Here is a 20,287-nt window from a genome sequence, read left to right on the forward strand (position 1 = left end):
ATTGCAAAAACATATGATTTGATTGCTTACAGTTGCTGATTCCATTCTTCAACACGATCAGACTGGGATTCCAATAAGGTATCCACGTCACCGCTGATTTCAATGGTTTTAATCTCATCATTACCTTCTATTTGATTCACCACAGCCATATCAGCTGCCGATTGGACTTCACCGAACACCGTGTGCTTACCATCCAAATGCGGCGTCGCCAGATGGGTGATGAAAAACTGACTGCCGTTGGTGCCGGGACCGGCATTGGCCATCGATAAAATACCCGGCTTATCATGTTTTAATCCCGGTACAATCTCATCTTCAAAACGATAGCCGGGATTACCGGTGCCGGTGCCAATCGGGCAACCACCCTGAATCATAAAGTTTGGAATAACCCGATGAAAACTAAGATCATCATAAAAACCGTGCCTGGCTAGATTAACAAAACTGGCCACAGTCACGGGCGTTTTATCAGCGAACAAATCTAAATGTATGTCGCCTTTATTGGTTTTAATGGTTGCTTGAATCGTCATGGTAGTTGCTTATTTTAAAAACAGTAATATGGGATGATTTGATTTAATTTCAAGGCAATGACCCGACTTGGTTGTGTATAATGAGGTTTTAATTTAATCACCATTAACCATGCATAAAAATCTGACCCTTGTTTTTATAACATTCTTAGTCTTAGGCGCTTGTTCGCAACCCAACAAACCCGAAAATAATTCAAAAAACATCAATGTTTCTCAACACGATCCCTTTTTATGGCTTGAAGACGTCGGTGGTGAAAAAGCCCTTGATTGGGTCAGAAAACACAATAAACGCAGTCTGGCGGTGTTAGAAAATGAGCCTCAATTTGCACAATTATATGCGGCCAATAAAAAAATTCTGAATGCCGATGACCGCATTGCTTATGTCTCGCAAATGGGCGATTACCTCTATAATTTCTGGCGAGATGACGAGCATGTTCGTGGCATTTTTCGGCGCACCACCCTTGAATCTTATAAAACGGATGAGCCGCAATGGGAGGTGGTCTTGGATGTGGACGCATTGGCAAATGAAGAAGACGAAAACTGGGTTTATAAGGGCATTAATTGTCGTCAACCTGCTTATGACCGTTGTATGGTTAATCTCTCCCGTGGTGGTGCGGATGCCGCCGTTTCCCGTGAATTTGATTTAATCACCGGACAATTTATCAAAGATGGTTTTTATTTGCCGGAAGCCAAAAGTGGTATCAGTTGGGTTGATCAAGACCAATTGTTGGTGGGTACAGATTTCGGTACTGACAGTGTCACAGATTCAGGCTACCCGAAAATTATCAAATTATGGCAAAGAAATGAACCTTTAAGTCAGGCAGACACCGTATTCACCGGCAACCAAAGCGATGTCGGTATCTGGCCTATAACCTTTTATGATGGTGACAATCAGTATTTAATGATTCGCCAATCGGAAAGTTTTTACAGCGGACGACAATTTATACTTAATGGAGAATTTCAACCAATTCAGCTAAATATCCCAGAAGATGCCGATGTGGCTGGTTTAATCAACGGAAACCTGCTGATAAATCTAAAGTCCGATTTGGATTTAACCGACCGCATCTATAAACAAGGCAGCTTGGTCAGCACACCGTTAATGGCCTTAATTGACGGTCAGACGGACTATCAGGTGGTGATGGCACCCACTAACGAAATGGCCATTGCCGACGTAACAACCAGTCGTGATTATGTTTTTGTTAATACACTTGATAATGTCAGCAGTGTCCTTTACCAGTTTGAACCCAATAATAACTGGTCAAAACAAGTGATTGAGATGCCCAAACTGGGCAGTGTTTCGGTCAGCGGCACCTCTGACACCAACAACGATGTGTTTATCAATTACCATAACTACCTGACACCATCCACCCTATATCATTACCAGGCTGATAAAAAAGAACTATCAGTTATTAAACAGTTACCTGCACAATTTAATGCAGATTCTTATGTGGTTGAACAGCATTTTATGACCACATCAGATGGCGCCACAGTGCCTTATTTTACGGTTCATCACAAAGACATGATTTATGACGGCAAAAACCCGACTTTATTGTATGGTTATGGCGGATTTGAAGTGTCGATGCGTCCACGTTATTTATCCATCGTTGCCACTGATTGGCTTGCAAATGGTGGTGTCTATGTGGTGGCCAATATCCGGGGTGGCGGAGAATATGGTCCGGACTGGCATCAGGCAGCGCTGAAAGAAAAACGCATGGTGGCTTATAATGATTTTATCGGCGTGGCGGAAGATTTAATCAGCAAAAACATCACCTCTCCTGAGCATTTAGGCATTTATGGTGGTTCTAATGGTGGTTTGCTGGTCGGTGCTGTCACCATGTTACGTCCGGATCTGTTCAATGCCGTGGTGTCAGCGGTGCCATTATTGGATATGAAACGCTTCAATAAACTACTGGCCGGTGCCAGTTGGATGGGTGAATATGGTAATCCTGATATTCCGGAACAATGGGATTACATCAAAACCTATTCACCCTATCATAATTTAGTATCAGATAAAAAATACCCGGAAATCTTTTTCACCACCTCAACCCGTGATGACCGTGTGCATCCGGGACATGCCCGTAAAATGGCGGCACTGATGGAGGCTTATGGTCATGATTTTTATTACTATGAAAACATCGAAGGCGGTCACGGCGGTGCCTCCAACAACGACCAAACCGCTTACCTACGCGCTTTAATATACAGTTATTTATTGATGAAGCTGAAATAAGGTGTGATGCGAAGTATCACACCGCAATACCGATGCAGGCCGGCATCCAGCATCTTTTAGAATAACCTTTACAAAATCTATATTAAACAACAGCGTTAAAGTGTCTAAATCTAAAGTGAGTTATTCTAATCTAATTCTGTCTTCAGTCTTCTGTTCTCTGTCATCTGAAAACCACAAAGGGCACAAAGTTAAAGTAATTTAATAATCAACTTTGTGCCCTCTGTGAAAAACTTTGCGCCCTCTGTGGTTATCTTTTCAGGGAACCAATAAAAAAACAGAGTGCTATTTAAACCTGAGTTCCACCCACGGTTAACTTGTCGATTTTCATGCTGGGTTGGCCGATGCCTACCGGGATGGTCTGGCCGTCTTTACCACACATGCCCAGGCCCTGATCAAATTGTAAGTCATTGCCCACCATGCTGACATGCTGCATCGCGGTGGGCCCGTCACCGATTAAAGTGGCGCCTTTGACCGGGTGTTTAATTTTGCCGTTCTCAATCAGATACGCCTCAGAGGCTGAAAACACAAATTTGCCGTTGGTGATATCCACCTGACCACCCATAAAATTAACGGCATATAAGCCCCGTTTAACCGACTCAATAATTTCACCGGGATCATGGTCACCGGCCAGCATATAAGTATTGGTCATCCGCGGCATCGGTAAATGGGCAAAAGACTCGCGGCGACCATTACCGGTGGGTGACATACCCATTAAACGGGCATTAAGCTTGTCTTGCATATATCCTTTTAAAATACCGTCTTCAATCAGCACATTCTCAGCACTCGGTGTGCCTTCATCATCCACCCGCAATGAACCGCGTCGATTCGGCAGAATACCACTGTCAATCACGGTACAACCTTTGGCTGCCACTTGCTGGCCGATTTTTCCGGCAAAGGCTGAAGAACCTTTGCGGTTAAAATCACCCTCAAGGCCATGGCCCACCGCCTCGTGCAACAACACCCCGGGCCAGCCGCCGGCCAATACCACCGGCATCACACCGGCCGGTGCCGGTTGCGCTTGTAAGTTAATTAAAGCACCACGCACCGCATCCTGTACGTAAGCATCGGCATAACCCGGCTGAAAAACTTCTTTAAGTAAAATACGTCCACCACCCCCAGCATAACCCATTTCAGTGCGGCCTTTGTCATCAACACAAATCACCTGAATGGTCAGCCGCACCATTGGCCGAATGTCGGTGGCCAATATATCATCACTGGCCGCCACCAATATTTCTTCTTGTGATGACACCAGTGAACAAACCACTTTTTTAACCCGTGTGTCTTGTTTTCTGGCCTGTTTGTCCATGCGCATTAACAAATCAATCACGGTTTGATTATCCACTTCACTGAGCACGTCTTTGGCGGTGTATAAAAGGGGTGCTTTTTGTGTATTTAAACGGATACCGCGTGCCTTATTTTGCCCATGACGAACAATGCTGCGTGCCGTTTCAACAGCTGCCGCAATGGCTGCTTTATCCAGCACATCGGTGTAAGCAAATCCGGTTTTTTCAGCGTCATTAACACGCACGCCAACGCCTTTATCAATACGGTGAGATCCTGATTTCACCTGCTGGTTTTCCAGCACCCAGGACTCCACCCGGGCTGATTGAAAATACAAATCAGCGAAATCACCGCCGGTCTTCAGGGCATCTCCCAGTAAATGTTCTAAATCATTGAGGCTAAGATTGCCCGGTTCCAGAAAGCTTTGTTGAATTTGTTTGCTGCTCATAAATACGCGAATTTAAAATAAATGACAATAGCATGGAAGCTAATACATAGCTGATAAAATAATACACACCAATTTGTAAGGTGGCGTCGGTGGCACCACCTGCTTTGGTGCTGAAATAAGTCAGTAACAGGGCGATAACAAATACGTCCAGCATCGACCATTTACCCACCAGTTGTAACCAGTGAACGCAGGCGGAAGTAAAATGAAAACGCCGGCTGCTTAAAATCAGGGCCATCACCACAGTTTTCATTATGGGGGTGATGATGGTGAAAATAAAGATGAGTCCGGTAACCACTTGATGGTTGTTATGCCATAATTTTTGTAAGCCCGTAACAATACTCTTGGATTCAAACTGAAACAAGGTATGCCCGAGAACCGGAACCTCCTGATAAGCCTCTATCGCCAAAATCGGGGCGAACCATCCGGTCACTAAAGCCACCGTGGTGACGGCCAATAAGGCAGCTAAAGTGGCCACTGATGGCAACATAAACGTTAACAGAAATAAAAGTACAAAACTGGCCATAAAAAGCTTGGTGTATTTATGCGCCAGAAATTGCGTCCGTTCTGCCCGTTGCTGCTGAGCCTGTATTTCAGCCAACTGTTCACTGTAACCGTCATACCAGCTGAAGGTCAGCCATTCCAGGGCCTTTTTGCCGGTGGTTTTTAAATTATCACTGAGACTGAGCTGTTCATTCAAGGTAATGATTTCCTGTTCAAACTGAATTGAATTGCGCCACGATTGCTGTGCAAAATAAGCGCACAAGACCACCATGATTACCAAAAACAACGCCCGCCATAACACCACATTATTCATTGTCTTGTTCCAATAGTTCAATCACCGGTTCACTCCAGGGGCCGGTGACATGGTATTTGATTTCATTGGCATTTTTTAATTGTTTGCCCAACAAACCCTGTACCAGAAAACCGGCGGCGGCACCCACCGGTCCGCCGGCAATGGCACCCAGGGTAGGAAATGTTTTACCAATTTGCGGTCGGATTATAATGTGCTGATTGTAACTTTTTTCGACAAAATCAACCGACCCTTGCATATGAATCTTGGCGGCCGATGCCAGAATGAGGAAATCATCTGTTCGCGCCACACCATCATTGAGCTTAAAATCACCCGTCATTTCTTCAAAATGAAGGCCATCAGACAACACATCCCTGAAATCCAGTAACAAACGGCGCGGCAAATTAGTCAAATTAAACAAACCCAAAACCCGGCCAAATCCCGGTTGCTGATCCACAACCTCACCTTCGCCGATGCTAATGCGAAGATCACCCGACAATGTAGCCACGTCAAAAGCCGCCGGTAATCCGGGCCAATACACATTCATTTCAATCAACGTCTGGGCATTGGTGATGGGGGGATTAAAATCCATTTGTTGTAAAAAATCGGCAATTTTTTCTGAAATAAACACCATTTTAAAACGTGAAACACCCAAACCTGTTTCAGAAGCCAGCCATTCACCGGTGGCATTCAGCTCCAGCAATGGGGATTTTATGTTGAGTTGTTCTACTTTTATGCCATCAGCCACATTGCGCAGTTCCATGCGCAATCGACCCAGAGGCACACCGGCAAAACTAAATTCTTCGGCCACTAAATGGATATCGGGTATATCACTGTCGGACGGCGATTCCGTCAATGACTCAACATCCGCAGTGGTCCAGTGCAAGTGATCAAATTCAACCGTAATACCCCGTCGTTGTAAATCATTGGCCACTTTAATCCGGCCTTTGACCGCCGCACTGTCAATATGAATCAACAAGCCGTCGGCTTCATCCTGCAAAGATAAGTTGACCTCGGACCAGCTGCGGGACATAAAAACCAATTGTTCCACTTCGATTTCTGTGGCCAATAATTTTTGTTGCGCGTTTTGTGTTTCGGCCATTTGCCAGTTTTTCGCCAGTTCCAACCACTGGTCTAAATTGAGCTGATGGATGCGTCCGCTGATTTGCACCTTGTCTCCGCTGTCGTCTTCAGCACCGAAATGAATGCGATTGACTGAAAATTTTTGATTATCGGCACTTATTTCAGCCATAATTTCATGGTTGTAATTAATCAAAACCGAACCCTGGTCACAGGGGATATCACAAATGACAGTGAGTTTTTTGGGTGTTTCTGCGGATTTGTTTAAAGGTGGTGGCAACAGAAGCGAAACGCCAAGCAAATCAGACGTTGCTTCAAGCTTGACCTGATCTTGGTGACTTTTGAGTTTAATCTGCCAGGCAGAAATACCGGACATCACTTCAGGCGTTTGGTTAAAACTGAACCAGTCCAGAATACTGTAATCACCCAGCAATCGTAAATCCACTTGTCCAGTGCCTGCTTTGCGGGTGTTGATGGCACCTGTAATCACAGTATCACGCCCTGCCAGCTGTGCTTTTAATTGTTGTGGCTTTAAGGTAAAACCATCGAGTTTTATGCGGCCGTTGATGTCCGATAACAATAAATCCTGCCATTGTAATTCTGTATGGATTAACCGCACATGGCCTTGGGGCGCCACTAAAAATCCGTCACCATCTTCAATGGGAATACGCAGTGACAGCGACAGTTCCTGTTGACCCTGTAGATGAATATCTTGCTGTAAACTTAAATCAGCAGCCACCGGTGTAAGACTCAGGTAATTTAACAAGCCATTGTCATGACTGCGTGCAATGATGTCAGCCACCACTTCAACATCACTAAAATCAGGAATACTGATCTGAGCGGACTGAACATCAATGTCCCGGGTGACGGCTTGCGCCAGATTGATGGCAATGCTGTGGTCACTGATATCCACCGCTGCCGAGACATTGTTAACAACAGGCCACTCAGGATTAAAACGCACTGTGGCATCATCCACCTGCGCCCAGGCTTGCAAAAAAGCTCTGCCGTTTTTAAAGGTATCTTCCAGAATTTCCCCGGCTGCGGTTAATCGTGCACGGCTGACAGTACCGCCCAATAAACCCTGATCCAGCCAAGCCAGGGTATCCGGTTTCCAAACTTGGTGGGGCCAATAATTTTTTAATTGTGACACATGAACATCAGTGATGTGGCTGCTGACCTGAAAATACGGTTGCTCATCCAATCGCACCACCGCATTGGCATCCAGCCTAAAATCACTGCAGTCACACCACAATTGATTGATGCTGATCTGCTTATTCACAGGATCATAGCCCAGTTGCATCAACAGTCGCTGCCAGCCGACCGCACCTCTGAATACTTTTGGCAAAACCAAAGCGCCATCACGGCTATCAATTTGTAAATGACTTTGCCGGTTTTGAAAACGGTATTGACCGGTCAGTCCGCTGACGGTTAAATCCTGCATCGCGGTACCCGCATCGCTGAAATCAGCAGTCAGTTGTTTCAGTTGTTGCTGTTGGTAATCATAGCTGAAGTGAAGGCGGTCGATAACACCCCGGCTGTTGTTGATTAAGGTTGTGCGTTGTTGATCGTCCACATTCGGCAACAGCGAATTTATCACCAGATGACTGAGCCAGGGTACCGGAATAGACTGACTTTGATAATCAACCACATCACCCTGCCACCGACCCTGAAAGGCGAAATCCGCAAATCGCTGCTTGTTCATCAACACCTGACTGATCTGCCACTCATTGAATCCGTTGTGCGCATCCCCCAGATAGTGCATGGTCAGGTCAAAACTTAAATCTGGTTCACTTTGTCGCCAGTGCCATTGACCTGTGGCGTTTGTGATGACGCCGTCTTCGGTGGTGACCCATAATTCGCCGTTAATGCGCGCATCCGGTAGGTTTTCAACGGCCAGAAACGGCTGTAAAAACCCCAACGATATTTCTTCAAAACGCACATACCATTGCGCGGATTTCATGATTTGCCGGCCGCGATCAGTCACCGCTCTAATGTCCAGCTCCTGCTGATCGGCTTCTTTAATTAATAATTGCAGACCCCGTTGCCGCTCGCCTTGTTGCAATAAAAAATCAGCGGTCACATCGGACACAATCGGCTCATCTTGTGCATTTAAAAAATTAAGTTTTAACGCCTGTACCCGCAAGGCCCCTGCTTGCAATAACCTATCCAGCGTTTGTGTGAGCTTTTGTTCATCCTTACGCCCCTTGATACTGACTTGAGCCCCGGTTTGGATCATCGCCAGTTCCGCTTCATTGATGCTCAAATCAATACCCCGCTCACCACCCGGTATTAACCATTGGTATAAATTTAACTGAATCTGAGCTGATTTTAACTGAAGAGACTGCTCGCCCTGTAATGACAAATCCTGCAACAGGAATCTGGGGCCGTAACCCTGCCAGGAGCCGTCAATTTCACCCACCGTTACCTGCATTTGCCATTGCTGTTCAAGAAACTGAACCAGACGATCTTTGTATAATCCATCAAACGGTAATAACAGGCTCATCAAGCCCACCGCCACACCAGCCAGAATAATCAATAACGCCAATAAGCCACGAATTTTAATCCACAGCTTAAAAATCCAGTGATGACGTCGGGTTTTGGTCATGGTTTAACAGTGTTTTGCATTTTTTACAGCAAAACCACATCATGCTGGGTGCGTTGATAACTGTCTTCAGCCTGAAAAGCGATGCGTTTACCCAGACTTTCTTCCATTTCAGCAATGGTGGTGGAATGTTCTTCGGTGATGTACTGTACCAGCCGTGATGAACCAATCACCATGATTTTATTGGCCTTAAATTGTTTGACAGAACGGCTGATTTCACGGAATAATTTAAAACTCACAGTTTCAATGGTTTCTATGCGACCGCTGCCGTGACATTTGTCACACGGTTCACAAAGAATATCCAGTAAACTTTCGGTGGTGCGTTTACGGGTCAGTTCAACCAGACCCAACTGCGTAAAGCCAAGTACATGGGTTTTGGCACGGTCTTTATCGAGACCGTCGCGCAAAGTTTGCAAAACCTGTTCGCGGTGCGATTCATCAAACATATCAATAAAATCAATGATGATAATCCCGCCGATATTGCGTAAGCGCAGCTGCCGGGCAATCATCTGAGCGGATTCCAAATTGGTCTTAAAAGCAGTGTCCTCCAGTGATTTATAGCCCACGTATTGACCGGTATTGACATCAATGGTGGTCATCGCTTCACTGCTGTCGAACACCAGATTGCCACCTGACTTTAACGGCACGGTGCGGTTCACTGAACGGTCAATTTCATCATCGATGTGATACAAATCAAACAATGGCCGGGAACTGTTGTGGTGTTGTAACTGGCCACCCCATTCGGTGGCAAAATCCGTGATAAATGCCTTCAGTGAAGCAAATAAATGCGGGTGATCGATGCTGATTTTGACCACATCATCATTAATTAAATCACGCACCACCCGTTTTGCAAGACTAAACTCACTGTAAATCAGCGATGGGGTTTTTGCAGATTTCAGACGTTCTTTAATTTTTGACCACAAACGGTTTAAGAACCGCCAATCGTGATATAAAGCGGTGTAACTGACATGTTCGGCATGGGTTCTGGCAATCAAACCAAAAGCATTTTGTTGCGCATTGAGCTTTGCCAAAAGACTTTGTAAGCGCCGGCGTTCCTCATCGTCTGTGATGCGCGCAGAAATGGCTTCAATGTCAGGTGCGTGTGGCATCATCACCAAATAACGGCTGGGAATGCTCAAGGCCGTGGTGATACGTGCGCCTTTGGTGCCAATCGGATCTTTATAAACCTGCACAATCAGCTTTTCGCCCTCATGCACCCGCTCACTGATGGTGGCACTGTGTCCGGTGGCTTGGTCTTCATCACTTAAATCCGAAACATGCATAAAAGCGGCCTGTTGTTCACCAATATCCACAAAAGCCGCTTGTAAACCGGGCAAAACTTTGGCCACGCGACCAAGGTAAATATTACCCACCAGAGAATATTTTCTGGCACGTTCCATCCACACCTCGCAAAGCTGACCGTCTTCGACCAGCGCCACGCGGGTTTCAAAATCATTGCTGCTTATCAGTATTTCTCTGCACATGCGCTATAGGGTTTGTTGCTGTTGTTGCGGTCCATATGCGATTATATCCAATTGACGCAATAAACGGGCGGTTTCAAACAAAGGCAAACCCATGATACCACTGTAACTGCCAGAAATGGTGGCAATAAAGCAAGCGGCAGCGCCCTGAATACCATAGGCACCGGCTTTGTCATAAGGTTCCTCGGTGTCTGCATAAGCCTGAATCCACTTGTCATCAATGGGTGCAAAACAAACTTCGCTGATTTGAAGGTCGTACAATGCATGTCCACGGTGCGAAACGGCCACCGCAGTCATCACCTGATGGCGCTGACCGGACAATTGCTTCAAGGTTTGAATGACCGCTTCCCGATTAAGGGGCTTGCCCAAAGTCTGATCGCCTAAAACCACAATGGTGTCTGCCGCAACAATCGGTTGTGTCGGGTTAAATCGTTCAAACGCTGTCCGGTTTTTTTGCACCGCCAGTCGAACACAGTAATCTTGTGGGGATTCTCCGTGACGTCTTGTTTCGTCAATATCGACCGCTTGAACATGAACCGTCAAACCTAACTGGTGCAATAAATCACGACGTCGAGGCGAAGCCGACGCCAGGCATACGCTGACCGGATTGGCTAACACGCTATCAGGCACGGTGGTAAGGGTGGTTGTTTAACAAAGAATAAGCCCGGTAGATTTGTTCCACAATAATTACCTTGACCAACTGATGCGGAAAAGTTAGCGCGGACAATGACCATTGATATTGTGATTGCTTTATAAGGGTGTCATGCAAACCTTCGGCACCGCCGACAATCAAATTCACATCTACACCATTCATTTGCCAATTGGCCAATTGCCCCGATAAATATGCGGTGTCAATTTTTTTGCCGCGCTCATCAAAACTAATGTTTAAATCACCGGGTTTGGTGTGTTGCCTAATGGCTTCTGCCTCGCGAAATTTGATGGCCTCAGGGGATTGGTTTTTAAGCCCGCCGGCCGGAGTTATGGGGACCAATTGTAAAGCCAGATGTTGCGGTAACCGTTGATTATAGTCCATAAAAGCGGTGGCCACCCAATCGGGCATTTTATGACCGGGGGTCAAAAGCTGAATACGCATTAACTGCCGGCTTCAGTCATATCCCACAAGCCTTCCAGCTGATAAAACCCGCGTGCTTGTTCGCTCATTACATGCACAATCACATCCCCCACATCCACAATCATCCAATCCTGAGAGTTCATACCCTCGCGGCTGATCACAGTCAGACCCGCATCTTCGGCCGCTGCCAGCGTGGTCTCGGCAATATGACGCATATGACGTGATGATGTGCCGCTGCAGATAAGCATATAATCGGTGATACTGGTTAAGTGAGCCACATTTAAGGTGATGATGTTTTGGGCTTTTGCATTTTCAACAGCTTGGGTTAAAACGGTTATAGCCTGTTGTGCTGTTTGCCGGGTATTTTGCTTGGATGTTTTGTTTTGCACACAATTTAAAATTATAAATGAGTCCTGATTTTAACATGCTGATGCATACGAAACCGAGTATTTGCTGAAAAATAACCCAAACTGACATAAATTTCACAGGCCTTGGCTAAACTGCGTCTTAAAATGATAAAATTTAAACCATGACTTTACAACTAACCCGCACACCTATTATCGATCGGGGTCAACCCGAAAAGTTAAGACAAACCATTCGAGAACACTTCATAGTTACCTATGAAGCTTATGAAGCCCTTTTTGGCTTACTCAAAAATGATGACGCCTATGAGCAGCAACCTGAAGCCTTACGCCACCCCTTAATTTTTTATCTGGCGCACACTGCCGTATTTTTTGTGAATAAACTGCGGGTGGCCAAACTGATTGATCAGCCGGTGGACACTGACATGGAAGCGATGATGGCCATCGGTGTGGATGAAATGTCCTGGGATGATTTAAATAGCGCACATTATGACTGGCCTTCTGTCAGTGACGTGTACAATTACCGCCAGCAAGTAAAAACATTGGTGCTTGAGCAAATCGATGTCTTGCCTTTAACCGTTCCAATTCAGTGGCAAGACCCCTTTTGGGTGATTTTAATGGGCATCGAACATGAACGCATTCATTTAGAAACCTCATCCGTGCTGATTCGCCAACTGGATCTTCAGTACATTCAACCCAATGATGACTGGCCGCGTTGCCAGGATTTCAGTTCAGCACCGGACAATCAACTGATCACCGTTCCCGAAGGACTGGTTAAACAAGGCCGAAACCAACCATCTCATACCTATGGCTGGGACAATGAATATGGTCATCACAGCACACAGGTACATGAATTTAAAGCCGCCCGGTTTTTGGTTTCAAATCAGGAGTTTCTGGCTTTTGTCGAAGCCGGCGGCTATAAAGATGCGGCTTATTGGTGCGAAGAAGGCTGGCAATGGCGACAATACATGGGTGTTCAACACCCTGTTTTTTGGCGCCATGATGGCGATCAGTGGCTGTACCGCAGTCTGACCGAAGAATTCCCCATGCCCTGGGACTGGCCGGTGGATGTTAATTACCATGAAGCCAAAGCTTTTTGTCGCTGGCTGAGCAAAAAACTGAATCAAAACATTCGCCTGCCCACCGAGGCCGAATGGATGCGACTTTATGAGCACACCTTGCCCCGAGAAGAATCAGCCCATTATCCGCATTGGACGCAGACACCTGCAAACATTGATTTAGCCCATTATGCCTCAGCCTGTCCGATTGACCGATTTTTATTTGGTGAAGAACAATTCGGCGATGTCATCGGAAACATCTGGCAGTGGACCGAAACCGCGATTGACGGTTTTTCGGGCTTTAAAGTCCACCCGATATATGATGATTTTTCTGTGCCCACTTTTGACGGTCGTCATAACCTCATCAAAGGCGGCAGCTTTATCAGTACCGGAAACGAAGCCCACCGGGATGCCCGTTATGCTTTTCGGCGACATTTTTATCAGCATGCGGGCTTTCGCTACATTCAATCCGATGCGGCCATTGATCAGCAGTTCAACACCTACGAAACCGACGAATTGATTGCCCAGTATCTGGAGTTTCACTACGGTGAAGAGTATTTCAATGTGCCGAATTTTCCCAAAGCCTGTATCGACTTTATCATGCCTCACATCGCGGAGACCCACCGTAAAAAGGCCCTTGATCTGGGCTGTGCCGTGGGCCGCAGCAGTTTTGAGCTGGCACGTTATTTTGAGCACGTAGATGGCCTGGATTTTTCTGCGCGGTTTATCCAAAACGCAATAAAACTGATTGAACACGGTGAAATTAAATTCCTGATTACCGATGAAGGGGAATTACAGTCCTTAAAATCATTTCAATTGGACACATTAGATCTCGATGAACGGGTCAACAACATTCACTTTGCCCAGGGTGATGCCTGTAACTTAAAGGGCAAATTCCACGGTTATGATTTGGTGTTTGCCGGTAATTTAATTGATCGCCTGTACCAACCGGAAGCCTTTTTACGCGATATTATAAGCCGCATCAATGACGGCGGCTACCTGGCTTTGACTTCTCCTTACACCTGGCTGGAAGAATTCACCGAACGTGAACACTGGCTCGGCGGTTTCAAAGAAAATGGCGAAAACATCACCACCCTGGACAGTTTAGAACGTATTTTAGGTGAACAATTTGAAACGGTCTGTGATCCTGTTGACATTCCTTTTGTGATACGTGAAACCGCCCGCAAACACCAACACACCCTGGCCCAATTAACCTTATGGCGAAAACGGACTTAAACACTGAACCCGCTATGGCTGCGTTTCTTCGCAGCCTGCCGGCCGGTTTAATCAGTTTACACAGCAGTCATCCGGCACCGCTGACAGCGGCTCAGTTGACTGAGTTGATTGATTTTAAACCAGCCCAATTGCCACATATCCTGTCACAGGATTATGCGCCGATGGCCGGCAGTGAAGAGCTGCGTCAAGCCATTGCGGATGCGCATTACACCAGCACCCAAGCCGATCATATTCTCACCACCTGCGGCGCTCAGGAAGCTTTGTTTGTGACCATGCAGGCTTTACTGAACAAAGGCGATCAGGTGGTTTGTCTCACACCCGTTTTTGAACCCCTCACATTACAAGCCAAAATGGCCGGTGCACAAGTTTCCACGGTGTCTTTATTGCCCGACCAACAATGGGCAATAGACTGGCCGGCATTAAAAAAAGTCGTCAATAAAAAAACCCGACTTCTGATTATCAATTTTCCACATAACCCCACCGGCAAACACATCACCGAGCAAGAACTGAACCGATTGCTGGAATTATGCCGTCAGCATGATTGCTGGCTGTTGTCCGATGAAGTTTTTCGTGGTTTGGAACACCAAAGCGGTCGGCGCTTACCGGCCGCCGTGGATTTGTACGACAAAGCCATAAGTATCGCCGTCATGTCTAAAGCCTATGGTATGCCGGCCATCCGATTAGGCTGGATTGCCTGTCGTCACCCACACTTGCGGCAAAGAATGCTGACGGTCAAACGCCATATATCCATCTGTGGCAGTCGTCTCGATGAAAATGTGGCGATTCAGATTTTGCCACATTCTGAAACCATCTTTAACCACCACCGCGGACAACTTAACCACAACCGTTCGTTTTTGGCTGACTGTTTACCGCAACTACCCCACCTACGATGTCACCCACCCGAAGCCGGCGCTACCTGCTTTGCCAGATTAAATACCCAGCAAACATTAACCGGACAGGTATTTGCCGAACAACTTGCTCAACAACAGGGCCTTCTGGTCTATCCCGACACCTGTTTTGTCACTGATATTCCGGGCTTTCGATTGAGTATCGCCGATGCGGCTATAGCCGAACATTACCCACTGTTAAAGACTGATTAATCATTTGACGTGGACATGCCTGCAAAGGTAAGTATCCGGTGTCTTTTGAGCCTATCTCGTTCCCATGCTTGGTATTGCCATCGTACCTTTGTGGTTTTCAGAGGACAGACTGAGAATTGACTTAAATTTAAGCATTTTAACGCTGTTGTAAATAAAAAAATGCCGGGGACTGTTTTCAAAGGCCCGGTTTATCGACCTACGCCTTATGAACGAGGTATCCAATGTTTTTATCGCTTTCCGTCATCCGTCTTCTGTCCTCCGTCTTCTGTCCTCCGTCTTATGTCCTCCGTCTTATGTCCTCCGTCCTCTGTCCTCAAAGTTCACTGCTCTGAATCCGGGCCATCAGGCACTGTGGGAATTTTGGTTCCATCGGGTTGATACACCACCACTTGGTCACGACCCGCTCGCTTGGCTTGATACAGGGCTAAATCGGCTTGTGTTAATAACATTTGCATGGAATAACCGGCGGTTTCTGAAGAGGCCACACCAAAGCTGGCAGATAAAGAAATGGGCTGCTCTGATTCACCGTAGTCCAGATTCTTCACACGTTTGCGCATAAGCTCCAGATGTTCCAGCATGGTCTTGATGCCAAAACCATGACCAATCACCGCAAATTCCTCACCCCCTAAACGACCCAGCATCATACCACCGGGCAAATTGGTTTTAAGATGATAAACCACAAACTTTAATACCCAGTCACCGGTTAAATGACCACATTCATCGTTGACCTTTTTGAAATGATCAAGATCCATAATCGCCAGATGAACCGGCACCCCCTGCCCGGATTTCCGGATTAGTAATTGCCCCACATGCTCCTCCAGTCCTTTGCGATTATAAATTTTCGTGAGATGATCCATTTCAACCAATGATTCTAATTTCCTGCGTTTAATGATGGCACGCACCACCCAGAACAGCAATAAACCCACCATCAAAGCCAGCCAGGCCATAATCAGTTTTTGATTCAGGCTTTCCTTGGCCGCCAGTGCCTGCTGGGTTTTTAGCAATTCATTGGTCTGACTAAGTTGTTGCAACTGGATTTCCTTGGCCATTAAATCATGCTGCACCGAGGCATAGGCCACCTGCTTATCCAGAGAATCGGTCATTAAATCCCGCTCGATATCACTTCTTTGGCTTAAATACTCATAGGCCAGTGAGAAATTATTCTCTCGCCGAGCAATGGTTTCAAGTACCTGATAGGCTTTTTGGATGTGTTCAGAATTGCCCAGTTGATTATTATCCTGCACCACCGATTGGGCATAATCCTGAGCCGATCGAATATCATCGGCTGCTAAATATAACTGCGCCAATAATGCCTCTTTACCGGCGATAATGCTTTTAAATTGCTTGGTATCGATATCTAAACAGGTATTCTCCGCCGCAGCAATTAACTGATTGATCGATTCTGATGAGGCCGCTTCATTTAACTGCTTAAACTGATATTCATACCAATTCAGGGCCAACAGATCACTGACAGCCATTTGATTCTGAGACTGGCAGAATCGGATAATATCTTGTACAGCCTTATCCTCACTGGTATCAATATTATTGAGCTTAATATCTGCTAATTGCCGATAGGCCATTGCACGACAACGCTTAAAGGGATTTGGATTGTCTTTTAACAATATTTCGCTGAATTCACGGGCCAGGAGGAACCGATCAGTGAGTAAATAGCTGTTGGCGGTGGCCAGGTAGATGGTGTGTTTTAATTCTTTATCATCCAGTTTAGGCAGTTCTGTGGTGACATATTGTAATGCAGTAAAAACCGCCCGATAATTGTGGTTAAAGGCATATAAATTCGATAGACTCGATTGGATTCGGACTTTAACAAAGGTCGAATCAACTCGATTGAATAAATTCTCAAAGTCTTCCACTGCCTGATCATAACGACCATCGTAGGCCTGATTGAAAATCATTAAATAATCTAAAAACTCTTTCTGCTCATTGCTTAATTGAGTTCGGTTATTTTGTAACTGCTGCAACGCCTCATCGAAAATTTGTTTAGAAGCGGCTTTATGTTGATCAGCCTTTATTAATAATTGGTCAAAATCCTGATAGGGTATATTTTGGGCATTTAAAAACAATGAGACACTGAGTAAAATCAGTGTCCCAAGTTGTTTAAATAATAACTCCCTGTTCATTGTAAATGTTTAAATAATTTTATAACTTGTTGGTATCATCATCGTCATCATCAGGTTCAATCATACAAACTAATTCTTGGCTCTTTGCGCAGACATCATCTTTAAATTGTTTTTCAATTTTAAAGTGATTGAACATTCCATCGACAGAACCAAACTGTTTTAATGAACCTGACTGACCCAGGTCTTCTAATTGCTGAATTAAAGACATCTTTTCTTTCCTCCGTTTTTAAAATAATTTTTATGGCCAAACAACCGACATTTATATTAGCACATTTACTATAACGATTAATTACTTTTTAGCGCATTGCGCGGCTTTTTCGATCATTGTCTGATTTTTTTGCTTATTTTGACACGGTGGAATCACCAGCGTGGTTTTCATCGTCATCGGCTGCCCGGCCAAATCTTTTAAGGCCATCGTATCGGCACGGGTTTCTTCAATCGGCAACACCGCACATTCGTATAAGGTCACAGGATGCTCAGCCGGATAGGTTTCTAACAATAAATCCACCAGTAATTGCTTTTGTGCAACGGTCGATTCAAACACTTGCAAGGACTTATCACCGGCCACACCCACTTGCCACAAAACCAGATAGGCACTCGGATCAAAGGGCCGGTGATTAAACATAAACTGACTGGCTTCAAAATGGGCACAACCTGAACGCCCCGGATCAATCCCCAAATCCGCATACAAGCAATCCTCCGCCGATACGCCCGGCTCCATATGGGCCCGATAGCCCTCTTCTCGGGCTTTGCGAATGGTGACGTGAGGCGGCAAGGCAAACACACCCGGATGACCATAAAAAGCCCCGCAAACTGTTTTTCCGCCTCTCACTTCGTCTAAAATGGACTCAGTCATTTCCCGATAGGTCTCGCGCCGTGATTTACCCTCGGCATAAAACGACTGCAGACTTATCACATTGGGGTTCATACTCTCCACCCACTGCTCAATCAGTCGATTCGAAGCCGACACAAACACCACATCCGCCTGCTCAATATAGGTTCTTGATAAGGGCGTAATATGCGCCCCCAAAGTCATGCCCAAACCGACGTTGACTAAACTGCCTTGCTTTTTTTGCATGTAATCTCTCGTTGCCACTGAATGGCGGGTTGTTGGTGATAAATAAGTTCACGGATTTGACGAAAACCCAAACGCTGATACAGCCGATGTGCCCGTTCATTATTGATGTGACAATAGGCAGTCAACAGCTGATTCGATGCATTGGATTGAATTTCAGTCATCAGTTGCTTTTGCGCCAGATAGGCCAGACCCAGACCCTGAAATTGAGGCAACAGCATTACACCGATAATTGTTTCACGGTTATCTTGATGTTTTGTCAACCGCACAATACCAGCGTATTGTGACTTACCACAATCAGTATCAGCTACAATCACCCGGTATAAAACACCTGAATCTGCCTGAGTTATTTTGCCTAATAGTCGCTGAAAATAATCGGCCACAGCATCACACGACATCGGCGCACCAATAAACGCCATGACCTGCGCATCGCTGTAAAGTGCACAAAATAAGTCCTGATGATTTTGTTTTAACGGCGTTAAATTGAATTGAATGGTTGGTTGATAATCCCCCTGCATCATTCAATTATAAAATGTTTAACCGGATTAGACCAGACTCGTTCTGTTAATCCTGCGGCAAGAATATGAGAAATTTTCACTTGTAGCTGCGAGGTTTACCCTCGCCTTGCCCCGCATCAAAATTTAAAGTACCAAAAATTATTTCTTAAGTTAAAAGGCTATTTAAAAATGATTAAGATTAACCACAAAGAACACTAAGAACGCACAAAGCTCACAAAGAAAAAATAATATAATGAACGACTTCGTGGCCTTTGTAAAAACCTCTGTGACCTTGGTGGTAAAACCACAAAAAAAAGGGACCATAAGGCCCCTTTATAAATCAATTAAATATCAACCCTATTCTTTTTTATCCGCCATGGACAGATCTTTTCGAAGTCGATAAATCTGATACTCGGCAGAAGAAAATGAGCCACTGAATTGGTCGAACATTTTCTGGGCTTTTTTCTCGGACTTCATGACTTTGCTGATAAACGCATAAAAGCTTTCATCAAGGGGCGCCATAGCCGCATAATTTTCAAACGGAATCACTAAATTGACAGCGCCTGAACCCGCCACCGGATAGGACCAGGCCCAATGATGCGGCCAGTCATTGTCTTTGGCCAGCGTGCTCATTTTTTTCAGAGCTTCATTCATTTGTCGCCACTTGCCCATTTTGACTTTATAGTGCGTCACACCCACATAAGGTGCTTTGACCTCTTCGCCCCAGCGAGAATTTTTTTGATCAAGTTCCGAAAAATTATGGCTGTACGACTCAACATGCGGATGCACGGTTTCGATAAAATGTTGATGCGTTTCTTTGGTATCCCAGTCTTCATAACTGTCCTGATCAGCCCACGTGGCACAACAAGAACGCACCACATAATGATTAAAATTATTACCGGTGACCGGTGTATAAACCAGCCACTGTCGGCTATCGCCTTTTTCAGATCGCAAAGCCATGTGCTCTTTTAAAGCCGCTTCAAATTGGCTGTCATGGCCGACTTTTGGCACCATGGTCCAACTATCAGCAATAAGCGTGGGCTCTTTTTCATCCGCGGCCACACACCAGCCCGGAATAAGTAATAAAAGACATAAGATTGAATAGAATTTATTCATGATTTTTCCCCTTTAAAATTATCCACCGGACAACATATCCGGCAGTGGTATTGGGGTTGACCAAATTAACTTACAGTAAAAAACACGTCCTGTCCATAAAAAATCACACCATTAAAATGGTCTCAGGCTAATGACAAACCCCTGTTTTTTTCAGGGGTTTGTTGTATTTAGGGCTTTTAATTAATTATTGATGATTCATCAAC

The 20,287-nt window shown here is 45.5% G+C and carries 16 protein-coding genes; 3 read left to right on the forward strand and 13 right to left on the reverse strand.

Going from position 1 to position 20,287, the window contains the following annotated elements:
- Positions 1–26: 26 nt before the first annotated feature.
- On the reverse strand, positions 27–524 hold the full coding sequence (locus IEV16_RS08890; RefSeq protein WP_188365346.1) for a peptidylprolyl isomerase: 498 nt from the start codon (positions 522–524) through the stop codon (positions 27–29).
- A 109-nt stretch (positions 525–633) separates the two neighbouring features.
- Here IEV16_RS08890 and IEV16_RS08895 point away from each other — a divergent pair, with 109 nt between their 5' ends.
- Positions 634–2,748 carry a prolyl oligopeptidase family serine peptidase gene (locus IEV16_RS08895; protein WP_188365347.1) on the forward strand — a complete coding sequence of 705 codons (2,115 nt, stop codon included), beginning with the start codon at positions 634–636 and terminating at the stop codon, positions 2,746–2,748.
- Between the two features lie 286 nt (positions 2,749–3,034).
- Here IEV16_RS08895 and tldD read toward each other — a convergent pair whose 3' ends face one another.
- From tldD to rsfS, 7 genes are read right to left on the reverse strand one after another with little or no spacing between them, the layout of a single operon-like run.
- Positions 3,035–4,477: a metalloprotease TldD gene (tldD, locus tag IEV16_RS08900; RefSeq protein ID WP_188365348.1), complete on the reverse strand. Its 1,443-nt coding sequence runs from the start codon at positions 4,475–4,477 to the stop codon at positions 3,035–3,037.
- A complete protein-coding gene (locus tag IEV16_RS08905) occupies positions 4,428–5,291 on the reverse strand; it encodes a paraquat-inducible protein A (protein ID WP_188365349.1) in 864 nt (287 codons plus the stop codon). The genes tldD and IEV16_RS08905 overlap by 50 nt, the downstream gene beginning before the upstream one ends.
- Complete coding sequence (locus IEV16_RS08910) at positions 5,284–8,952, reverse strand: YhdP family phospholipid transporter (RefSeq protein WP_188365350.1); 3,669 nt, start codon at positions 8,950–8,952, stop codon at positions 5,284–5,286. The genes IEV16_RS08905 and IEV16_RS08910 overlap by 8 nt, the downstream gene beginning before the upstream one ends.
- Before the next feature lie 23 nt (positions 8,953–8,975).
- Positions 8,976–10,433, reverse strand: a complete 1,458-nt coding sequence (locus IEV16_RS08915) for an Rne/Rng family ribonuclease (RefSeq protein ID WP_188365351.1) — start codon at positions 10,431–10,433, stop codon at positions 8,976–8,978.
- Positions 10,434–10,436: 3 nt separating this feature from the next.
- Complete coding sequence (locus IEV16_RS08920) at positions 10,437–11,060, reverse strand: Maf family protein (protein ID WP_229728300.1); 624 nt, start codon at positions 11,058–11,060, stop codon at positions 10,437–10,439.
- Entirely contained in the window at positions 11,053–11,523 is a 471-nt protein-coding gene (gene rlmH, locus IEV16_RS08925) for a 23S rRNA (pseudouridine(1915)-N(3))-methyltransferase RlmH (RefSeq protein ID WP_188365352.1), read from the reverse strand. Before rlmH ends, IEV16_RS08920 begins: the two co-directional genes overlap by 8 nt.
- Positions 11,523–11,891, reverse strand: coding sequence for a ribosome silencing factor (gene rsfS, locus IEV16_RS08930; protein WP_229728301.1), 369 nt, complete (start codon positions 11,889–11,891; stop codon positions 11,523–11,525). Before rsfS ends, rlmH begins: the two co-directional genes overlap by 1 nt.
- A gap of 140 nt (positions 11,892–12,031) precedes the next feature.
- Between rsfS and ovoA the strand changes: the two genes are divergently transcribed.
- A complete protein-coding gene (gene ovoA, locus IEV16_RS08935) occupies positions 12,032–14,158 on the forward strand; it encodes a 5-histidylcysteine sulfoxide synthase (RefSeq protein ID WP_188365353.1) in 2,127 nt (708 codons plus the stop codon).
- Positions 14,159–14,172: 14 nt separating this feature from the next.
- Positions 14,173–15,258 carry a pyridoxal phosphate-dependent aminotransferase gene (locus IEV16_RS08940; protein WP_188365354.1) on the forward strand — a complete coding sequence of 362 codons (1,086 nt, stop codon included), beginning with the start codon at positions 14,173–14,175 and terminating at the stop codon, positions 15,256–15,258.
- A gap of 320 nt (positions 15,259–15,578) precedes the next feature.
- Here the strand turns inward: IEV16_RS08940 and IEV16_RS08945 are convergent, their stop codons facing one another.
- The 5 genes from IEV16_RS08945 to IEV16_RS08965 form a co-directional block, all read right to left on the reverse strand.
- Positions 15,579–17,396 carry a GGDEF domain-containing protein gene (locus IEV16_RS08945; RefSeq protein WP_188365355.1) on the reverse strand — a complete coding sequence of 606 codons (1,818 nt, stop codon included), beginning with the start codon at positions 17,394–17,396 and terminating at the stop codon, positions 15,579–15,581.
- Positions 17,397–17,415: 19 nt separating this feature from the next.
- On the reverse strand, positions 17,416–17,604 hold the full coding sequence (locus tag IEV16_RS08950) for a hypothetical protein (protein WP_188365356.1): 189 nt from the start codon (positions 17,602–17,604) through the stop codon (positions 17,416–17,418).
- An 81-nt stretch (positions 17,605–17,685) separates the two neighbouring features.
- A complete protein-coding gene (locus IEV16_RS08955; protein WP_188365357.1) occupies positions 17,686–18,474 on the reverse strand; it encodes an SAM-dependent methyltransferase in 789 nt (262 codons plus the stop codon).
- A complete protein-coding gene (locus tag IEV16_RS08960; protein ID WP_188365358.1) occupies positions 18,450–18,992 on the reverse strand; it encodes a GNAT family N-acetyltransferase in 543 nt (180 codons plus the stop codon). Before IEV16_RS08960 ends, IEV16_RS08955 begins: the two co-directional genes overlap by 25 nt.
- A gap of 333 nt (positions 18,993–19,325) precedes the next feature.
- On the reverse strand, positions 19,326–20,084 hold the full coding sequence (locus IEV16_RS08965; RefSeq protein WP_188365359.1) for an NIPSNAP family protein: 759 nt from the start codon (positions 20,082–20,084) through the stop codon (positions 19,326–19,328).
- Positions 20,085–20,287: the final 203 nt, after the last annotated feature.

The organism is Marinicella pacifica (assembly GCF_014636635.1).
Lineage (GTDB): Bacteria > Pseudomonadota > Gammaproteobacteria > Xanthomonadales > Marinicellaceae > Marinicella > Marinicella pacifica.

Excerpts from the sequence above, each read along its gene's own strand:
- IEV16_RS08910 (WP_188365350.1), bottom strand. The coding sequence starts at position 8,952 with ATGACCAAAACCCGACGTCATCACTGGATTTTTAAGCTGTGGATTAAA.
- IEV16_RS08890 (WP_188365346.1), bottom strand. The coding sequence starts at position 524 with ATGACGATTCAAGCAACCATTAAAACCAATAAAGGCGACATACATTTA.
- ovoA (WP_188365353.1), top strand. The coding sequence starts at position 12,032 with ATGACTTTACAACTAACCCGCACACCTATTATCGATCGGGGTCAACCC.
- IEV16_RS08960 (WP_188365358.1), bottom strand. The coding sequence starts at position 18,992 with ATGATGCAGGGGGATTATCAACCAACCATTCAATTCAATTTAACGCCG.
- rlmH (WP_188365352.1), bottom strand. The coding sequence starts at position 11,523 with ATGCGTATTCAGCTTTTGACCCCCGGTCATAAAATGCCCGATTGGGTG.
- IEV16_RS08945 (WP_188365355.1), bottom strand. The coding sequence starts at position 17,396 with ATGAACAGGGAGTTATTATTTAAACAACTTGGGACACTGATTTTACTC.
- IEV16_RS08965 (WP_188365359.1), bottom strand. The coding sequence starts at position 20,084 with ATGAATAAATTCTATTCAATCTTATGTCTTTTATTACTTATTCCGGGC.
- IEV16_RS08950 (WP_188365356.1), bottom strand. The coding sequence starts at position 17,604 with ATGTCTTTAATTCAGCAATTAGAAGACCTGGGTCAGTCAGGTTCATTA.
- IEV16_RS08895 (WP_188365347.1), top strand. The coding sequence starts at position 634 with ATGCATAAAAATCTGACCCTTGTTTTTATAACATTCTTAGTCTTAGGC.
- IEV16_RS08915 (WP_188365351.1), bottom strand. The coding sequence starts at position 10,433 with ATGTGCAGAGAAATACTGATAAGCAGCAATGATTTTGAAACCCGCGTG.
- IEV16_RS08905 (WP_188365349.1), bottom strand. The coding sequence starts at position 5,291 with ATGAATAATGTGGTGTTATGGCGGGCGTTGTTTTTGGTAATCATGGTG.
- tldD (WP_188365348.1), bottom strand. The coding sequence starts at position 4,477 with ATGAGCAGCAAACAAATTCAACAAAGCTTTCTGGAACCGGGCAATCTT.
- IEV16_RS08940 (WP_188365354.1), top strand. The coding sequence starts at position 14,173 with ATGGCTGCGTTTCTTCGCAGCCTGCCGGCCGGTTTAATCAGTTTACAC.
- IEV16_RS08955 (WP_188365357.1), bottom strand. The coding sequence starts at position 18,474 with ATGCAAAAAAAGCAAGGCAGTTTAGTCAACGTCGGTTTGGGCATGACT.